Raw genomic sequence first — 18107 nt, 5'->3', positions numbered from 1 at the left:
TTATGTTAACTAAGGAGGGATGTCATGAATTACGGGCTCAGTGAACGCAAAATCAAACAGATGTCTGATGCCTATGCCTTTCGACGGGGAAAGAAATATGTCGCCGCTCGAAAGGTCACGTTGCATAATTATCGAATGGGCGACGAGCTGATCGAAGCGAGTGTCGACGGTGAGGAACGATTCACGGTGACGGTCCGCGTCAAGACGCACGGTGTCGACGCCGGCTGTAATTGTCCATCACTTGCGATGGATACATCGTTTTGTGGACATATCGTCGCTGTTTTACTAGCGATGCATCATGTACAGGCGCACGGTACACCGACGCCGCTATCGCCGCAGATTCGTCCCTTCACGGCGTTTCAAGTCGATGACGCTGGCGCGCGCCATTATTTACGCAGTCTCACACCGGATCGTCGGGTGGCGATTCATTTCGAACTGACAGGACCCGTCGTGACGCTAAAACGATTGACGGACAATCAGCAGCATCAACTGTCCCTATCCTACTTTGATCGTCTGCTTGGACAGACGGAGTATTTGCAGCGAGTCGCCGATGTTTCGTTCAGTCCTGATTTACAAGAACGAATCGTTTCCGGGACACCAATCGTCAAACTCCATCTCGACCGAACGGCTCAGGAAGTCGAAGTCCGCGTGTCGTTTGATTATCAAGGGATTCAGCTGAATCCGCTCGATGAGACGATTTACGCTGGACGGGATCAAGTAACGGAGCAAAGTGTCTTACGCTTCTTACGTGAATTCCAAGCAACACCACGAGACATGCGATACATCATCACGGGTGACGCCGCGCAGTATGCCTTTTTGCGGAGTCTGCTTGACGAACGGGTTGCGCTCGGTCAACTGGAGTTATTTGCAACACAAGCGATCCGGACGACGTTACCAAAAGGTCCGTTCCATCCGCGGATCGAAGTCGACGTAACGGACCGCCTCGATTGGCTCGTGTTCAACTTCTCGATGGACGGGATTCCGGAAGACGAGCTGAAACGTGTCCTGAAGTCGCTCGTCTTACAAAAGCGCTATCACCGCTTGAAATCCGGACAGTTCGTTTCTTTAGAAACAAGGGCTTTTCAGCAGTTACAACGGGTCCTCGCTCAGATGGAAGCAAGTGAACGCGACTTACGCGACGGACGAATCGTCTTACCTGCTGTCCGGAACATGAAGCATCTAATTGGCGCTTCCGTCCTCCATCTCCATGCCGATTTGCTCGAGAAATGGCTTGAATTGAAATCGGGACAAGGATTCCAGCTCGACTTGCCGAATTCGTTAGAGTCACGACTCTATCCGTATCAACGGACGGGTATCCAATTTCTGAAGAATCTTGACGCACAAGGATGTCACGGGATCCTAGCCGATGAGATGGGGCTCGGGAAGACGATTCAAGCGATTGGTTATATCGCGACGATTCCTGCCCGTCGTGCGCTCGTCGTCGCGCCGGCGTCACTGCTCCGCAACTGGGAAGCGGAACTGAAGCGCTTTTTACCCGGTCGACCGGTTCATGTCGTCACGGGTTCTCAAGCCAGCCGACTCCGCAAACTGGAGCACTTACCTGACGATACGGTAACGATCGTCTCCTATACGACGCTTCGGACCGACGTCCGTCTTCATCCTGTATATGACGTCGTCTTCTTTGATGAAGCCCAGCACTTGAAGAATCCGCAGTCACAAACAGTCAGTCAACTGCGGCATCTGCAAGCAAAACGACGGTTCGCCTTAACAGGCACACCGCTCGAGAATCGACCGCGTGATATCTGGTCGATTTTCCATGTCTTGTTTCCGGAGCTACTGCCGGATCTAATGACGTTTGAGAAATGGTCGTTCGATGACATGCAACAGTTCATCCAACCGTTTTTATTGCGACGTGAGAAACAAGATGTCTTACAGGACTTACCGAAGAAACAGATCGAGCATCATTATGTCGAGCTCGGTCCGAACCAAAAACGGTTATATGCGTCGTATCTTGCCAAATTGCAACTGGAGACGCTGCAACACTTAGACGAGACGAAACGCGAAGATCGTTTGAAGTTACTAGCTGGGTTAACGCGTTTGCGGCAAATTTGCAACGATCCAGGTTTATTCGTTGAGGGATACACAGGGGAGGCAACAAAACGAACGCGTCTGCTCTCATTGATTGTCGAAAAACGGGCCGTCGGAAAGCGGATCTTGATTTTCTCGCAGTATACACAAATGCTCGAGCGTATTCGCTCGGATCTCGCGCAACGTCACCTCCCCCACTTCCTGTTGACGGGTGAGACACCACTCGAAGACCGGGTGGCGTTATGCGATCGGTTCAATGACGGTGAAGTCGATCTCTTCTTGATTTCTTTAAAAGCGGGCGGGACGGGACTGAATCTCGCAACTGCTGATACCGTCATTCTCTTTGACAGCTGGTGGAATCCGGCCGTCGAACAGCAAGCTGCCGATCGCGCTCACCGGCTTGGACAACAGTCCGACGTGACGGTCATCAAACTGCTGACACGCGGGACAATCGAAGAAAAGATGACGGAATTACAAGATCGAAAAGCCCAGATGGTCGATGCTGTCCTGACGGCTCCAGACAGTGATGCCTTGACCGTCAAGGAACTCGTTCATCTCGTAACGACAAAGGAGGAACATCGGTGATCCTTGATCTCCTGCTTGGTTACTTTATCGGTAGTATTCTTGGCGGTACGCTCTGGAAGTACGTCAGTCGTACCGATTTGGCTCAGATCGGCTCCGGAAACATCGGTGCCCGCAACGCCCATCGCGCCGGTGGGCTCCCGGCTTTTTTATTCGTGTACCTGTTTGATGCCGCGAAGACGGTTCTTGCATTACAGATCACAGACGCATTTTATCCGGTCGCTCTTGCCGTACTTATCGGTCATTTGTTTCCATTGTTTCATCCGCGACGCGGCGGTAAAGGGTATGCCGTATTTTCCGGAATCGTCTTCGCCATCACGCCGTGGGCATATCTTGCCGGACTAGGCATACTCGGTCTGTCTTATCTCGTAACGAAAGATAGCGTCAAAGCGGGGCTGATTCCGGTTGTTCTGCTCCCGTTACTCCCTGTCTACTTTGACGCGGGACCCATCAATATCTTGTGTACCGTTGCCGTAAGTCTACTTGTCCTGTGGGCTCATGATGCACTTCACAAGCCAGTCATTACATAAGGAGGACGTCTCATGATTGATTTTTCCATTGCCACCGCTTCGGACGCGGAAGCAATCCATGAACTGAACTACCTCACCTTCACGGAAGAGATTCCGCAACATCAACCGAACACCGAACGGAAACGGATTGACCGGTTTCATGATCAAAATACTTATCTGATCGGCAAGGAAGACGATCGACTCGTCGCGATGATCGCCATTCGGAAGCATCGTCCTTTTTCGCTTGAGGAAAAGGGCGTGACGCTAGATGAGACACTGACGGACCCAGCGGAAATCCGTTTACTCAGCGTTCGTCCCGAATACCGCAATAGTCTTACGTTCATGCAATTGATGCGCTTTTTGATGGTCTACTTGGAGCGGGAAACGATTGATCATGTCTATATCAGTGGTACGACACGGGAAGCTAAACTATATGCGCGGTTCGGCTTCACACCAATCGCAGCAACGCTCGGTAGTGGCGATGCCCAGTTCGTACCGATGTTGTTGTCGCGCGCAACATACGAACGGTCCGTCATCGCGGACGTTTTACGTCCTCTGCATTTTCTAGCCGGTCCGGTCGAGGTTGCACCAACAGTCCGCCAAGCGGCGCAACAAGCACCGCGCCCACACCGGACGGCTTCGATGCGCCAGCTCGATCAAGATTTACGTGGTCGGATGTGTCAGTTGCTGGATTTGCCACATGTCTCGATGGCTGTTGGCAGTGGCACCCTCGCCAACGATATTGTCGCACAACAACTGAGTGGACATGGATTGATCCTAAACGGTGGCGAGTTCGGTCAACGCTTGATCGATCACGCGGCACGAGCAGGAAAGTCATTTGATATCCACCTGCTTCCGTCCGGTCACCCAATCGAATTAGAACAGCTCGCAAGCCAGCTGCATCAAACGGAGTACGACTGGATTTGGTTGACGCATTGTGAGACGTCTACGGGCGTTCTCTACGATCTCGATGCGGTAAAAGCGCTGTTAAATCAACGAACCGCACTCATCGTCGATGCGATCAGCGCCGTCGGGACCGGACGTTTCTCATACGCTGGCTGCAGATTCGTCACGACCGTCTCCGGAAAGGCAATTGGAGGTTTACCGGGTCTTGCGTTCATCGGTCATACAGACTGCATCCTACCTTCTCCACGTGTTCCACGTTATCTGGATCTCGGACTCTATGCGGAAGGCGTCGCCTTTTCCGGCTCATCGAACTTGTTGCTGGCTTGTCAGGCAGCGCTCGATGCCCTTGATCTCGATCAAGCCGCCATCAAGATGACTTATCTCGAACAGGTCGTTCGAGCGACTGGTTTTAACCTGCTTGCGACTCAAGAAGCACAAGCGCCGGGAATTCTGACGATCGTCCATCCGTCGGCAACCGCTTTAGGAGACGCTCTCCGGATCCAGGGCTATCATGTTCAATATGAAAGCGACTATCTCGTCCATAATCAATGGCTCCAAATCTCAACGATGGGACAGACGACGATGCGGCACATCGAACGTCTCATCCGAGTATTAGTCCGTGAAAACCAACGCATCACCATAAAAAATGAAAAAAATGAAAGACCTCTTAACCCTTGATTTCAAGCGGTTTGGAGGTCTTTCGACTTTAAAAAATAAAAAATAGAGGTTTAAGGATTTAAAACATAGGGGTATAAACTCACTAGCACCGCATCAAACCGGTGACTTACTCACACATGTTTCTCAATATCAGCGTAATGACCTGGGAGAGAAATGCAAAGTCACGAAAGCGTCAGATTCAAAGCGAGTCTGAAACCGATTGTCTTAGCATGTTTCATATTGTTCAGGACTTGTCCTGCTCCTACATTCATTACCTTTTGAGGGCTATACCAAATTCAAGGGGGAAATGAACATGTCAGTTAAATTAACAGCCGAAAAACGCGAGGTACGTCCACGCTCACTCCGTAAACAATTACGTCATGAAGGAAAAGCTCTTGGTGTCGTGTATGGTTACAAAGTGGAAAGTACACCAATCTCATTCGAAGAAAAAGAATTGCTTAAAATCGTTCGAGAAAACGGTGAGAACGTCTTGATTTCACTGAAACTCGACGGTAAAAATATTAACGTCTTGATCAACCGTCGTGATATGGATGTCTTCACACCAACTGTCGATCACGTTGAATTCATCGCCGTTAAAATGGATGAAGAGACAGAAGTCGAAGCAGACGTCGTACTCGTCGGCGAAGCAGCTGGCGCTAAAGTCGGTGGATTCCTGTCACAGACACTCTTTAAAGTAACAGTCGCAGCTACACCAGATAAATTACCAGAGAACGTCGAAGTCGACGTCACGAACCTCGAAATCGGCGATTCGATTTCTGTTGCTGATCTTCCAGAACAAAAAGATTTCCGTATCGTCACAGAAGGCGACATTCAAGTCGCAGCTGTCGTCGAATCAACGCTTGAACAAGAGCTTGAGGAAATCGAAGAAGCAGAAGCTGAGGCACAAGCGGAAGCTGGTGAAGACAACGAAGCGGAAGCTACGGAAGAGTCTTCAGAAGAAGCAAAAGAAGAGAACGAAGACAACAAATAAGTCGTTTGACGATACGCCCTTCGTGGCGTATCGTTTTTTTGTGTCTTGACAATAGACAGAAGATTGCCTAAAGTGAACAGCGTATCACCTATTACCATATCCACTAGGGGAGCCCATTTGGCTGAGACGATTCACTTCGGACCCTTCGAACCTGATCTAGTTCATACTAGCGTAGGAAAGTGGAGCGATCACATCCAATGACTCCTGCTGCGCGCAGTTTTTCTGAGGACCGCTCTCTTTTTTACGGAGGGCGGTCTTTTTTGGCGTCTCCCCCATTCTAAGGAGGACGTACCTAATGCAAAACTGGAAAATGAAAGAAATTATGGTCATGATGATGCTCGCCGTCGCTTGCGGGGTCATCTATCTTGGTTGGTCAACACTCTGGTTACCGATGTCTGCGATCTTCGGACCTGTCGGTGCCAACTGGATGTTTGGGATCTGGATCATCGCGAGCCCGCTCGTCGCAGCAATCATTCAAAAACCAGGTGCCGCTCTCATCGCGGAAATCGTCGCGGCAGCCGTCGAGCTGTTCACGGGTAGTCACTTTGGTTTATCGGCTCTACTGATCGGGGTATGCCAAGGGCTTGGTGCGGAAATCGTCTTTGCGATGACGCGTTATCGCCGTTATGACACATGGACATTGATGTTATCGGGTGTTGGAGCCGCGATTGGTAGCATTGTCTATAGTCTGATCGCGAACGGATTCGGTTACTACACGACGACGACGTTGCTTGCGACAACTGGCTTACAATTAATTAGTGGCGCATTACTGGGCGGCTTGCTTGCAGCGATTCTCGTCCGTCGCCTTGTTGCGACCGGTGTCTTGAACGGGTTTGCGGCAGGACGTGCGAAACGGGAAGTCGCATGATTACTGTCGACGATCTCAGCATCCGCTACCCCGGTCAGATGAAGTCGGTGCTCGATCATGTATCGCTGACGATCGAGCAAGGAACGACCCTTCTGCTCGGACGAAGCGGGAGTGGCAAGACGACACTGCTTCATGCCCTAGCCGGACTGACACCAGAGACGATTGAAGTCGAACAGACTGGAACCGTTACCCGGTCCGGTTCGGTCGGAGTGCTGTTCCAAAATCCAGAAGAACAGTTCTGCATGGAAACGATCGGACGGGAAATCGCTTTTAGCTTAGAAAACCGGTCGATTCCACGCGCAGAGATGGAGGAACGCATTGAACGCTTACTCGCACTCGTTGGTCTCCCTCTCCCCTTCTCGACACCAATCGCGAGTCTATCCGGGGGGATGAAACAACGCCTCGCGCTCGCCGCGGTCCTGGCACTTGAGCCGACGATCTTATTACTCGATGAACCAACAGCTCAGATTGACCCGATCGGGCAACACGAGCTGATGGCGTTGATCTTTCGGATTCAGAAAGAACATGATTTAACGATCGTCTTGATCGAACACCAACTCGATGTCTGTTTACCTTACATCGACAAAATCGTCTTACTTGAGGACGGATCGGTGACTGCAACGGCGCATCCGCAGGATTTGTTCCCGCAGGCGTATACGGATCTTCAATCGAAAGGGATCGCTGTTCCCTCTTTGTATCCGTACACGTTAGAGACGTTACCCATAGATGGACCACAAGCAGCGCGACTTCATGTGCTTCCTCCAGTCGCTACTGCAGGCATTCCCTTGTTACACGTCGCTGCATTATCGACGAAAGCACCTTACCCGCTGACCGATGCGACATTTTCCCTGAAGACGGGAGAATGGGTGATGCTGCTCGGGGCAAACGGCTCCGGGAAAAGTACGTTGCTTGCAACACTCGGTCGGTTGCTCTCGCATCGTGGAACATATCGGTTCCAGGAACGTCCGGCTCAGCGTTACTCCCGGCGACGCTTTTATGAGCACGTTGGTTATGTCTTTCAACAACCGGATCTGCAGTTTCTCAAACTGACAGTCGAAGCGGAAATCGACTGGAGTCACCGGGCAGCGACGAGTGATGAGCGCACAGCGTTGCTCGAACGACTGGAACTCGCATCTGTCAAACAGCAGTCACCGCTTGCGCTTAGTACGGGGCAACAACGACGGCTCAGCGTCGCGACGATGCTCGGGCAGACGAAGGATTTATTGTTGCTCGATGAACCGACGTTCGGACAGGATGGATTGACGACACGGCGGCTCATGGAACAGTTGTTGACGGAACAACAAAACGGAACGACGCTCGTCATGGCAACACACGATATGGAACTCGTTGCCCGATACGCGGATCGTGTCCTCGTCATGGAGCAAGGCCGGATTGCCTTTGACGGACGTCCGAGCGAGTTATTCGCTGACGTTCCGTTACTCGAACGCTGTCAGCTACAACGTCCACTTTCGTACCAATTCCAGGAGGTGAAGCGCAATGCAGACGAACGCGTCACCGTTCGCTAAACTCAATCCTGTCATTAAGGGGAGCGGATTGGTTTTGATCATGTTTGCCTTGATTGCAACGAACGACTGGGTCAAGACGTTGGTGTTCCTGAGTTTTGCTATCGCTCTGCTACTCCTCTCCGGGTGGGGTCCTCGCGATTTCTTGAAACGACTCGCACCTTACAGTCTATTATTCTTATTGACGTTCTGGATGATGGCAGCCTTCGGCAAAGGAACGAATCCTCTATGGTCGTTTGGTTGGTTTCATGTCACGTCGGAAAGTGTCATGCACGGCTGGTTACTTGCCTTACGGATGGCAACGTTCGTCTGCTTAAGTTTCGCTTTCGTCACGACGACCGATGCGACCCGGTTCGTGATGAGCTTAATTCACCAGGCAAAGGTGTCGCCTCGCTTCGCGTATGGGTTCCTTGCCGGGATCCGCTTTCTGCCACAACTGGTCGAAGAAGTCCGCGTCTTACGGCGAGTCCGAATGATTCGGAACGTGCACAGTCGCTTTCCTGGTGATGCGTTCCTATCAATCGGCTTACCGCTCTTCTCGCGATCGATCCAGCGGGCAGAACGGATGGCAATCGCTTTCGAAGCCCGTCATTTTTCAGTGGAACGGACATATTATGAAGTGCCAGTCGTTCAGCGCAAGGATATTATCTACCTCGTGGTCATCCTCCTGTTTATCAGTCTTGTCTTTTGTCTATGATTACCGCCACCCGTATCCGGGTACATTCTAGCAAGACAGATTGAAGGAGAACGACATGAAACGAATCCTCTTGATTGGTGCAGGGCACGCTCATCTGCATTGCATTACACACGGACCAACAGAAGACGTCGAGTGGCTGATTTTAAACGCCTCGACGTACCAATATTACTCGGGCATGTACTCCGGACTTGCTGACGGAACATACGGCATTGATGAGATCCGTATCGACGTCGCCGCCTTATGTCGCGCCTATGATAAACAATTCATCGAGGAGATCGTCATCAAAATCGATCCCGTTGAAAAAGTCGTCTTCGGTGCATCCGGCAGACACTATACTTATGACGTCGTCTCGACGAATATCGGCTCGTTCGATTGGTCGGAAGATACGACACGATTATCGATTAAACCGAACTACCGGTTACCGGATACATTAAAGCGTCTGCAACAAGCAAAGCGTCCAGTCTTGATTGGAAGCGGTGCAGCGGCCGTCGAGATGGCGGCGTCCTTGAAAGTGGCGGATGTGCCGATTACACTGATCACGGATCCAAAGTTACTTTCAGGACACCCAGCAGCGGAAGCCATTACACGACGGTTAAAAGAACTCGATGTATATTGGATCCGGGAACGTCCAATAGATGACGAACCACCACTCCGCTTCAAGCATCACCCACCAATCGAGTCAGATGCGATCATCCGCTTGACGGGTGCGAAAGCACCGGTATTGTTTGCAGACAGTAAGCTCTTCACGGAAGACGGGTTCCTACTCGTCAATGAGCAGTTGCAAGCGCTCAATCATCCAAGTCTGTTTGCTGCGGGTGACGCAGCGACCCTCGTCGCTTATCCCGATATTCCAAAGAATGGCGTCACAGCTGTCCGGCAAGCACCGATCTTACTAGCAAATCTCTTACGGTACGTCCAGGAAGAGGCACTGCAAACCTATCGTCCGCAAATGAACTATTTGACGATTTTATCGATGGGACCACGGCATGCGGTTTCAATGTATGGCAATCAGTATTCGACTCACCCGTTCGGTTGGTACTTGAAGCGCTGGATCGATCAACGGTTCATGCGGAAGTATCGCCCATAAAAGCGTGCGCCGGCGCACGCTTTTTCCTGTACACAAAAACAAGCCATGGACGGGTGTCCATGGCTTGTTGGATTAGACGGTTTGATTTCCTTTAACGTACGAGAGTAACGTTTCGTTGAACTTCTCTTGTTCATCAAGCAACATACCGTGCCCACTCTCTTCAAAGACTTCGAGGCGTGCATGTGGAATTTCCTTTTGCATTTCTTCCGCGAACTCGAACGGACAGACTTGGTCTTTTTTACCGTGGATGATTAACGTATCGACTTTGATGTCTCCGAGTTTCCCACGCAAGTCCTCGTCACGTAAGGCGATCGCTGACTGAATCGTACCGTGGGACGAAGCGGCGATACTAAGTCCATGGAACCATTGTTGAAGTGGTTCTGGATGTTCCTTCGCAAAGAAGATTTCCCCGAATCCTTTGAGCATTGACGGACGATCCTGTTTCGTGTCGGCAATCAACGCATCGACTTCTTCTTTTGTCATCCCGTATGGATAGCCGTCGCGTTGTGTAAAGACAGGGGCTGCGGCTCCAGCGAGAACGAGCTTACTGACTTTTGAATCCCCGTATTGCAAGAGATAGGACAAGGCGATTCCTCCTCCCATCGAGAAGCCGAGCAACGTGACATTCGTTAATTTCAGCTGTTCGATGACTTCATTAATGTCGGACGCCATCGTCTTATAATCGTATCCCGTTGCTGGTGCATCTGATTTGCCATAACCGCGATAATCGATTCCGACGTAACGGTACCCTTCTTCGACGAGCAAGTTCTTTTGATACTCGAACATGTTATTGTTTGCCGGCCAGCCGTGTAAAAAGACGACCGGTTGACCCGACCCGACATCCTCGACATAAATTTTCGTGCCATCAACTGCTTGAATGAATGTACCCATCATAAAACCCCCATAGTAATAGATTGCCGTGCATGCATCTATTATTCCCGAGTCAAGAGATGTCAAACATCTTGATGCTAAAGTATTATAGAAAATTCTGTCTATTCTAGAAATTATGGTAAAATATAGTCACTAGGATAAAGGAGGTTTTCCATGAGACGCTATATACATACCGGTATTCTCGCAGGCGTAGTCCTACTTGCCGGATGCGGTAAAGAACAATACTTAGATCTTACATACGATGCCAATTACTGGGGTGGTATTTCGACTACCTTTGATGGTCAAGAGATACCGGATCTCCCGAAAAAACAAACGGCTGCTTTGTTGAAGGGTTGTCAGCAAAAATCTGACATGAAGCGCTTACCTGACCGATACGTGCAACACGAAGGATTCGATTTGTATTTCCTTCCTGCAAATATCCAAGGGCGTGAGTTCCAACACGTTCGTTTCCTATCAGACGAAAAAAAAGACTATCTGGCCTGTCAGCCGATACGCCATGCGGATTATGCGGTCCATCAGATTAAACGAAGTGATTATCCATTCGTCAATTGGTCAAAACAACCGGTTAAAGCTAAATCGACGATTGTCCGTTTTAAACCTGTACCAAAAAAAGTAATGGATCAGCAAAAACAGGAAAATGAAGAAAGTAAGCAATCGAAAGAGATGGGACATTACCTCTTCCCGTCCTACCAGCTGTCCTTACCACCGGAAGGTCAATTCGTTCTTTTCATGAAAGACAAAAGTAAGGACGACGAACAAACACTCTTTGAGACGACCGAATCCCTATCCGGTTCCGAATTGAATTTAGCTTTTCGTGTCATTCCGAATAGTGGTTTGCAACATACATCAATCGAACTAATGACCAGTGGTGATCGTATCGGAATTCCATCCGTCATTCAAGATCATGTGATGGGGCAATCGTATCAAATCGAACGAAAACAACTTCCTGATACACTTTCAGTGGGACAGACGGTTCCTTTTGCGACTGTTCGGAAGAAAGAAGAAGGCAAAATCGTTCAGGAAACATCGATTTATATGCGTCTCAATCAGACTTACGAAAAACCCGCGAATTACAAATACGTATTCTTTGATACATCGCCAACCAGCTATGTCGGTTTTATCCATCAATCACCGAAAGAGCTCGTCGAGAGCGATTATAAGTTTGTCTCGGCAATACCGGATAAATTAGCGAAAAAAATCGCTCAGGAATTAAAAGAGACCGATGTCATGGAGCCACAGGGCACGAAACTAAATCAGAAAAAATTAACATTGATGCGCCAAGGAAAAAGCCAAACGTTCGAGCTATTTGAACGCAAACGCGCCAAAAAGCTTGAAATCTATGTCGTCAAAAAGGGAACAAAGAACGGTGCTAAGCTGTCGGGTACGACAAGTGAAGCACTCAGTGAGGTGCTTAACAAATGAACAAACGTTACTGGATCGGACTCACACTTGCAGCAACGCTCGCGTTAAGCGGTTGTCAAAGTGACGCTCCGAATTTCAAATGGGATTACTTATCGAAATTGTATGATGGAGCGCGGTTTAAAGGCAAAGAACCTCCGAAGATGTTATCGGAAAAGGAAATGAGTGTCATCATGGAGGAGTGTCGATCAAAAGCGGTAAAAGCTCCAAAAAATTATTCTTATGGTGACACGTTCTCCGTCGTGATGACGGCACCATTTGAAGATTACTTAGGACAAATGGCTCGTTATGTCCAGTCCGGAGAACAAACATATCTGTATTGTCAGAATATGGCTGACAGCGAGTATCACCTCTTATCAACCAAACAAGATGTCTTTGCGAAAACGAAGCTGGTTGAACATCCGACCGAGTTAGAAGTACAGCCAGACACCATTAAAAAAGAGGACTGGTTCTCACGTGATGATAACATCATAAACGGTTCTGTTCGAAAATTAGCGCTACCTGGATCAGGTTACCTGGTGATGAAAGCGACTGATGTAACGAAAAAAGACGAACGAAAGACATTCGTCGTCTATGCAGAAGCCCTTACTCCCTTTACTGAAGATACGAAGCTTTATCTGACGTACAATGAGAAATATAATGAGAATGACGATATATCGTATAACTCCTTTGTACGCATACCGCAATTGATCAGTGGACAGCAGATGGAGACGTCGATCCATGCGATGAAACAGCCCGGAAAAGTCCGCTTCATTCCTGGTGACGGCACACCGGAACATTACGGCACGCTTATCGCAACAGAAAAAAACGGACGCCAATTCCGCTACGAATTGTCGATTCAGCACACGATGGAACGTCCGTCTGAGCTTGCTCGACAGGACTTATCGGAAGAAGATGTTCTATCCACTATCAATGACATAACACTCTTCCATCAAAAGCAGTTCAAGCATTATCTTTATGATCAAAGCGATTCTTCTAAAGATCGTCTTAAAGTCGAGGATACGATCATGATGACAAGTGATGAGTCCGGGAAATTGCAAAAAGCAATCAAGACAAGTGAACAGGCTGACGTACGAGGAAAACGGGCGAAGTGGAAATACTTGACGTTCCGAAAAGGAGTGAAAGGACAACAATACGAAGTTTATCTCGACAAGCGTGTCAAAAAGACCGAGATTTACTTGAAGGATCCGAAACGTGACGTGTCGGTTCATCTTTCGGCGACAGGTCGTGACATCATCCTTTCCTTATTTGAGCTATACGAAAAATGACTCACACCATAAAGATGAGATGTTGGAGCAAATAAATCAAGGAACACCAGAAGATAAAGGCAATCCCCTCGCGTAACCACTCTTTACGCGTCAACGGTTCACGTAAAAAGGACACGCAAGCGAATAGTAAGACGAAGAAGTAGAGATAAATGAAGCTACCGCTCGTCAAGAAACCAAAGAGCAGGATCATACCACCGAGGACGGACAGGCTAGAGACGACAGGTTTACGATAGACCATGCGGTGTCACCTCGTTTCATCTAGTTTGTTAGAATATACCCAGATTACGGGAAAACATTCTAATCTATCATTACAAACAACACCCCTGAGAGAAATCTTCTCAGGGGTGTTAGTGTTTAGTCCACGACGGCACTGTGATCAGCGACGATCGCATATTCCGTGACGGTATTCGACGTCACGAGCGGTTTGACTTCCGACGTTCCGTTATCCCGCTTATGGTGAACGCCTTTGTACGCTTGACTCTCTTGCCATGCATGGAATGCCGCTTGATTCGACCATGTCGTCATGATCGTGACGATGTCTTCTTCTGCCTGACTGATATCGACGAGGACTTGCATCCGGTGGAACCCTTCCATTCGTTCGATTCCTTTCGTCGTCTTAAAACGCGCTGCGACTTGATCTGCTGCACCTTTGACGACGTGTAACTGGTTCATGACGATCCACATGTTCTTCTCCCCCTTTTTTCGTCTTCAGTATACTAAAAGTCATTCCGGGTTGAAAACGCGGATGCGTTATCGCTTGGTAACGTCAATCGTTGGATCGTCTCTTTTCCGTCTACGCTCGTCGCGATCATCTCGAAATAGAGCGAATGCGGGAAGGCATCCGGTAACGGTTGGACAGTATGGAAACGTTCCTGCTCTGCTACCGACAATGAGCGTTGCATCGGACGAAGCGGCGCTTCGCCATCAGCCGTCGTCTTATACGGCTCGAACCGGATCGATTTCATTTGTTTCGAACCGTTCATGCCGTAGGCGACAAGGTATCGACCTTCGTCCGTCGTCAACAAACGACCTTCAAACCAATCCGTCTCCCTCGTCTGTTTCGAGCGAATGATTCGGTCGATTCGTTGTGCCTCATCGGTTTGTTGCAGGAGCAAAAACAAGCGGTCGTGGTTCGCTTCAAGATACGCGACGGCGTAATGGTCAGACAGTCGTTCGACGAAGTAGACGTCGCGCGCTTCAATCGGCGTGTTCGTCATCTGTGTATATAACTGGGCGACTTGCTTCGCCGTAAAAGAAGCGGTCTCTTGACGTGGCTGAATCCCCGTCAGCGTTCCGAGCACGAGACCGAACAATAAGATGAGGAAAAGACGCCGTTTCATCAGTCGACCTGTTTGACGAGCAGATGATAGCTCATCCCTGGTGGATAGTCATCGATTCGTCCGACTTCGACGAATCCTTGTCGCTCATAAAACGGGAGCGCTTGAAACGAGAATGTCTCGACGCGGATTCGCTGAACACCCGCTGCTCGTGCCCATTCCTCCAGTTGACGGAATAACTGAGTACCGAGCCCACTTCCCCGTTCCTCTTCGGCAACGAAGAACCATTCAATATGTAACCAGCCCCAGTACATTTCCCCTGAGATGCCGCCGATCGGTTGATCATCACGCGTCGCAAGTAATGTGACGGCTTGTGTTCCCTCGGAGCGTTTCGTCGCATGAAGCGGTGAACGCTCGACATTGTATTGACGCACTTGTTGCCTAAGCCAGTCCTGTCCGTCCTCATTTTCATTAAGTTGAAATTGCAGCATGTTCAAACTCCTTTCTTGTTATAGTAGTAGTGGAGGTGAATCCGATGGAACCTACGTTCCAGATTGATTGTACGAAGTGTTTTGGTTTATGTTGTACCGCACTCGCTTTTTCGAAATCCAGTGATTTTGGTCATGACAAACCGGAAGCAACACCGTGTCGTAATCTTGACGCGGACTACAGCTGTCGCATCCATGACCGGTTACGCGACAGCGGCTACAAAGGCTGTACCGTCTATGATTGTCTCGGTGCCGGACAGCATCTATCACAGCGGACATTCGAAGGCGATGATGCACCTAAGCGACGCCAAGCGATCTATGCTGCCTTCCCGAAGATGGTTCATTTGTTTGAGATGATGTGGTACATAACCGACGGGAAACGTGATGTCACGCGTGACATCCACGATCAACTCGATGAGACGCTTGCCGCACTGACTCGGTACGCGGCATTACCAGCCGATCAATTTGAACGACTTGACTTGATACCGGTTCGTCAAACCGTCCGACCACTCCTTGAAATAATTGCATCGCGTGTTCAAGCTCAGTATAGCGGAAGACGCGACCAGACACCACGCGACTGGGTCGGAAAACAGCTACAAGGACGTAATTTCTCAGGTGCCAGTGTTCAGAATCAGTGGTTGCTTTCGACGAACTTGTCGCACAGTGACCTGCGCGGAGTCAACTTTCTTGGGGCTGATTTGCGAGACTGTAACGTCAAAGACGCCGATCTGACGGACGCGCTCTTTTTGACACAAGCACAAATCAATGCGGCAATCGGTAATGCGGCGACGCAGTTACCGCGTCGCTTACTCCGTCCGTCCCATTGGCGTTAAACGGAAGTGAACGATAAGGAGGCACGTTTTCGGTCGATTGATCCGAAAGCGTACCTCCTTTTGCTTGTTATCGTTTACCGAGCGTAAAGCCGTCAAAATAACGCCCGCCGAATGGTGCGAGATAATCATCGACTAACGCGACGACCTCTCGTCGGTCATCCGATTGATAATACAACTCGAATGCCATTGTGTGTCGACTGGCATAATCTTCGTCAAACTCCGCAAGAGCACGGATCGCCCACTTCCCTTGCCCAATGAAGCGACGATTGGCGCGAAGGACGAACTCGATGCTCTGTTCATATAAACCTGACGCAATCGCTAAACTTTCTGCGCGGTTCGTCACACTCTCGAATTCGTCGAGCACATCACTTAAAAAATAACGTGCGCGCTCTTGTTCCGAAGTCGTCCACGCAATCGGTCCGTCTACCAATTGTTGAGCCGCTTCTTGACGGATAGAGGCAAGTCGCGGATGATCCTCGATTGTCCAACTGTCAGCAATCATTCGTTGCAGGGACGGGCGACCACGTTCCCGATCACTCTCGAAAAAATGTGCAATCGTCTCAAAGGAATGGACGAATGCTTCGACCGGGACACCGTCATGGATGAACGACTCTCGGTACGCCTGACCTCGACTTGCTTCAAAAATGATCACATCGACATCTGATTGTGCGGTCGCTTGCCCTCGCGTATGGCTGCCGGCAAGTAAAACAGCACAGTGATTCGGGTACCGTGACGCAACGAGCGGCATGATCCAGTCGCACCACTCCATGCGTGTCCACTTAGTCTTCAACTTGTTCACCGATTCCGGAGAAGACGGCCAGTTCGTCACCTGGTACGGCAACGATCGTCGCGTCGGCTCGATGTGGCGCGAGACCGATATCGATCGCCCACGATTCATAATATGTATCCGATCCGTTCAGGACGAGCGTTTGTCCGTTGCTAAACGTTAGGAATAAGTGGGGTGCCGTCTTTCCGATCCGGACACCGGTGATGCGTTCCGCGTGAAGCGAGACGATCAAGTGTAACATCTCTTCCTTCGTCGCATGGCGGACGACCCAGTCCTGTGTCGTCTCGACATCGCCATAAAACAGACGATCCGTCTCGATCCGAAGTCGTAGTTCAGGCGCAGTCGTATCGAACAAATTGATGAATTCGAGCGTGACGTAGCCTGCGACATGGACCGTCGCTAACTGTGTGCCGATGAAATAGGTCGTCAAAAGCTGACGGGCGAGTTGATGATCTTCTTTGTTCATGATGAGCACCTCATTTAAAAAGAATGAATGGTATCGGGATGAGTCCGAGAAACTTACTTCCACTCAATTTACCACAAATTAGTCGATACGAACATGAGAAGAAAGGCTTGTTTTCGGTTTTCTGCGGCACGGAGGTGAGAATACGGTATACTGATGAGGAACTGACGTCGATCGTGATCGACAGAGAGGAGCTCCATCCATGCAATATTTCTACATGAGACCCTATCCGGATGATCCAGACTGTTCTACGCAACAAGCGGAAGCCGACAAGATGAATGTGACGACACGTGTCATCGAGACGCATGATTCAGCGAAACGACGGACGGAATTAGAACAGATGCTCGAGACCCTTCAGACGGGAGACGAAGTCATCGTCACGCATCTCTACATCTTAGCAGACTCGACGCGGCACTTGATCGAGATGCTCGAGCACATGGAGACACGCGGTGCGACGCTGTGGTCACTCCGCGAACAGATTCGGACGAGCGAGCGTGCTTCCTTGTCGTTTCTTGAAACGGCACGCCACCTGGTCCAGCTGCAAAGTGACGTCATCAGCATGTCGACGCGTGCCGGACTCTCAAAAGCAAAAGAACAAGGAAAGCAGACCGGTCGACCGCGGAAGCCGGATGAAAATGTCCGCCGCGCGATCGCGATGTATCAAAGTAAAAACTATTCGCTCGCTGATATCCGCGAACAGACCGGTATTAGTAAAAGTACGTTGTACCGATATCTCGAAAGCGAGACAATCGATACAGATAAAGGCTGACTCCATCATGGAATCAGCCTTTTTTTTAGCTATTTTGCTTTAA

General features: G+C 49.7%; 19 protein-coding genes and 1 riboswitch. Of the genes, 12 read left to right on the top strand and 7 right to left on the bottom strand.

Translation table 11 applies throughout. The annotated features are described in order from the left end of the window. Positions 1 to 24: 24 nt before the first annotated feature. From EXG77_RS07845 to EXG77_RS07810, 8 genes are all read left to right on the top strand, one after another. A complete protein-coding gene (locus EXG77_RS07845) occupies positions 25 to 2634 on the top strand; it encodes a DEAD/DEAH box helicase (RefSeq protein ID WP_035397344.1) in 2610 nt (869 codons plus the stop codon). Further along, positions 2631 to 3161, top strand: a complete 531-nt coding sequence (locus tag EXG77_RS07840; protein ID WP_052017121.1) for a glycerol-3-phosphate acyltransferase — start codon at positions 2631 to 2633, stop codon at positions 3159 to 3161. Before EXG77_RS07845 ends, EXG77_RS07840 begins: the two co-directional genes overlap by 4 nt. 12 nt (positions 3162 to 3173) lie before the next feature. Further along, entirely contained in the window at positions 3174 to 4724 is a 1551-nt protein-coding gene (locus tag EXG77_RS07835; RefSeq protein ID WP_052017120.1) for a GNAT family N-acetyltransferase, read from the top strand. Between the two features lie 292 nt (positions 4725 to 5016). Further along, the gene (locus tag EXG77_RS07830) at positions 5017 to 5694 is read left to right on the top strand and encodes a 50S ribosomal protein L25/general stress protein Ctc (protein WP_035397342.1); all 678 of its coding nucleotides are present in this window, start codon (positions 5017 to 5019) and stop codon (positions 5692 to 5694) included. Positions 5695 to 5789: 95 nt separating this feature from the next. Continuing rightward, positions 5790 to 5889: riboswitch (TPP riboswitch) on the top strand. Between the two features lie 100 nt (positions 5890 to 5989). Then, positions 5990 to 6562 carry an ECF transporter S component gene (locus EXG77_RS07825; RefSeq protein WP_035397340.1) on the top strand — a complete coding sequence of 191 codons (573 nt, stop codon included), beginning with the start codon at positions 5990 to 5992 and terminating at the stop codon, positions 6560 to 6562. Further along, a complete protein-coding gene (locus EXG77_RS07820) occupies positions 6559 to 8088 on the top strand; it encodes an ABC transporter ATP-binding protein (protein ID WP_035397338.1) in 1530 nt (509 codons plus the stop codon). The genes EXG77_RS07825 and EXG77_RS07820 overlap by 4 nt, the downstream gene beginning before the upstream one ends. Next, positions 8060 to 8782, top strand: coding sequence for an energy-coupling factor transporter transmembrane protein EcfT (locus EXG77_RS07815; protein WP_035397336.1), 723 nt, complete (start codon positions 8060 to 8062; stop codon positions 8780 to 8782). The genes EXG77_RS07820 and EXG77_RS07815 overlap by 29 nt, the downstream gene beginning before the upstream one ends. A 55-nt stretch (positions 8783 to 8837) precedes the next feature. Then, positions 8838 to 9869 carry an NAD(P)/FAD-dependent oxidoreductase gene (locus EXG77_RS07810; protein WP_035397334.1) on the top strand — a complete coding sequence of 344 codons (1032 nt, stop codon included), beginning with the start codon at positions 8838 to 8840 and terminating at the stop codon, positions 9867 to 9869. A 72-nt stretch (positions 9870 to 9941) separates the two neighbouring features. Here EXG77_RS07810 and EXG77_RS07805 read toward each other — a convergent pair whose 3' ends face one another. Further along, a complete protein-coding gene (locus EXG77_RS07805; protein WP_035397332.1) occupies positions 9942 to 10760 on the bottom strand; it encodes an alpha/beta fold hydrolase in 819 nt (272 codons plus the stop codon). Positions 10761 to 10913: 153 nt separating this feature from the next. On the opposite strand from EXG77_RS07805, the gene EXG77_RS07800 reads away from it, so the two are divergent. Both EXG77_RS07800 and EXG77_RS07795 read left to right on the top strand, forming a co-directional pair. Then, positions 10914 to 12182 carry a hypothetical protein gene (locus EXG77_RS07800; protein WP_035397331.1) on the top strand — a complete coding sequence of 423 codons (1269 nt, stop codon included), beginning with the start codon at positions 10914 to 10916 and terminating at the stop codon, positions 12180 to 12182. Further along, a complete protein-coding gene (locus tag EXG77_RS07795) occupies positions 12179 to 13447 on the top strand; it encodes a hypothetical protein (RefSeq protein WP_035397330.1) in 1269 nt (422 codons plus the stop codon). Before EXG77_RS07800 ends, EXG77_RS07795 begins: the two co-directional genes overlap by 4 nt. A gap of 1 nt (position 13448) precedes the next feature. Here EXG77_RS07795 and EXG77_RS07790 read toward each other — a convergent pair whose 3' ends face one another. From EXG77_RS07790 to EXG77_RS07775, 4 genes are all read right to left on the bottom strand, one after another. Then, positions 13449 to 13685, bottom strand: a complete 237-nt coding sequence (locus EXG77_RS07790; RefSeq protein ID WP_023468349.1) for a hypothetical protein — start codon at positions 13683 to 13685, stop codon at positions 13449 to 13451. A gap of 116 nt (positions 13686 to 13801) precedes the next feature. Then, on the bottom strand, positions 13802 to 14131 hold the full coding sequence (locus EXG77_RS07785) for an antibiotic biosynthesis monooxygenase (protein WP_035397328.1): 330 nt from the start codon (positions 14129 to 14131) through the stop codon (positions 13802 to 13804). A gap of 32 nt (positions 14132 to 14163) precedes the next feature. Then, positions 14164 to 14787, bottom strand: a complete 624-nt coding sequence (locus EXG77_RS07780; protein WP_035397326.1) for a hypothetical protein — start codon at positions 14785 to 14787, stop codon at positions 14164 to 14166. Next, the gene (locus EXG77_RS07775; RefSeq protein ID WP_035397323.1) at positions 14787 to 15215 is read right to left on the bottom strand and encodes a GNAT family N-acetyltransferase; all 429 of its coding nucleotides are present in this window, start codon (positions 15213 to 15215) and stop codon (positions 14787 to 14789) included. Before EXG77_RS07775 ends, EXG77_RS07780 begins: the two co-directional genes overlap by 1 nt. Positions 15216 to 15259: 44 nt before the next feature. On the opposite strand from EXG77_RS07775, the gene EXG77_RS07770 reads away from it, so the two are divergent. Then, on the top strand, positions 15260 to 16045 hold the full coding sequence (locus EXG77_RS07770; RefSeq protein WP_035397320.1) for a pentapeptide repeat-containing protein: 786 nt from the start codon (positions 15260 to 15262) through the stop codon (positions 16043 to 16045). A 67-nt stretch (positions 16046 to 16112) separates the two neighbouring features. Here EXG77_RS07770 and EXG77_RS07765 read toward each other — a convergent pair whose 3' ends face one another. Beyond that, positions 16113 to 16943 (bottom strand): nucleotidyltransferase domain-containing protein, encoded by an 831-nt coding sequence (locus EXG77_RS07765; RefSeq protein ID WP_238987927.1) that lies wholly within the window; start codon positions 16941 to 16943, stop codon positions 16113 to 16115. Beyond that, entirely contained in the window at positions 16825 to 17298 is a 474-nt protein-coding gene (locus EXG77_RS07760; RefSeq protein ID WP_029341746.1) for a hypothetical protein, read from the bottom strand. The genes EXG77_RS07765 and EXG77_RS07760 overlap by 119 nt, the downstream gene beginning before the upstream one ends. 199 nt (positions 17299 to 17497) lie before the next feature. On the opposite strand from EXG77_RS07760, the gene EXG77_RS07755 reads away from it, so the two are divergent. Further along, on the top strand, positions 17498 to 18064 hold the full coding sequence (locus tag EXG77_RS07755; RefSeq protein ID WP_023468356.1) for a recombinase family protein: 567 nt from the start codon (positions 17498 to 17500) through the stop codon (positions 18062 to 18064). Positions 18065 to 18107 lie beyond the last annotated feature (43 nt).

Source organism: Exiguobacterium sp. OS-77 (assembly GCF_000414195.2).
GTDB classification, from domain to species: Bacteria; Bacillota; Bacilli; order Exiguobacteriales; family Exiguobacteriaceae; genus Exiguobacterium_A; species Exiguobacterium_A indicum.
This window is presented reverse-complemented; position numbering and strand designations above follow the sequence as displayed.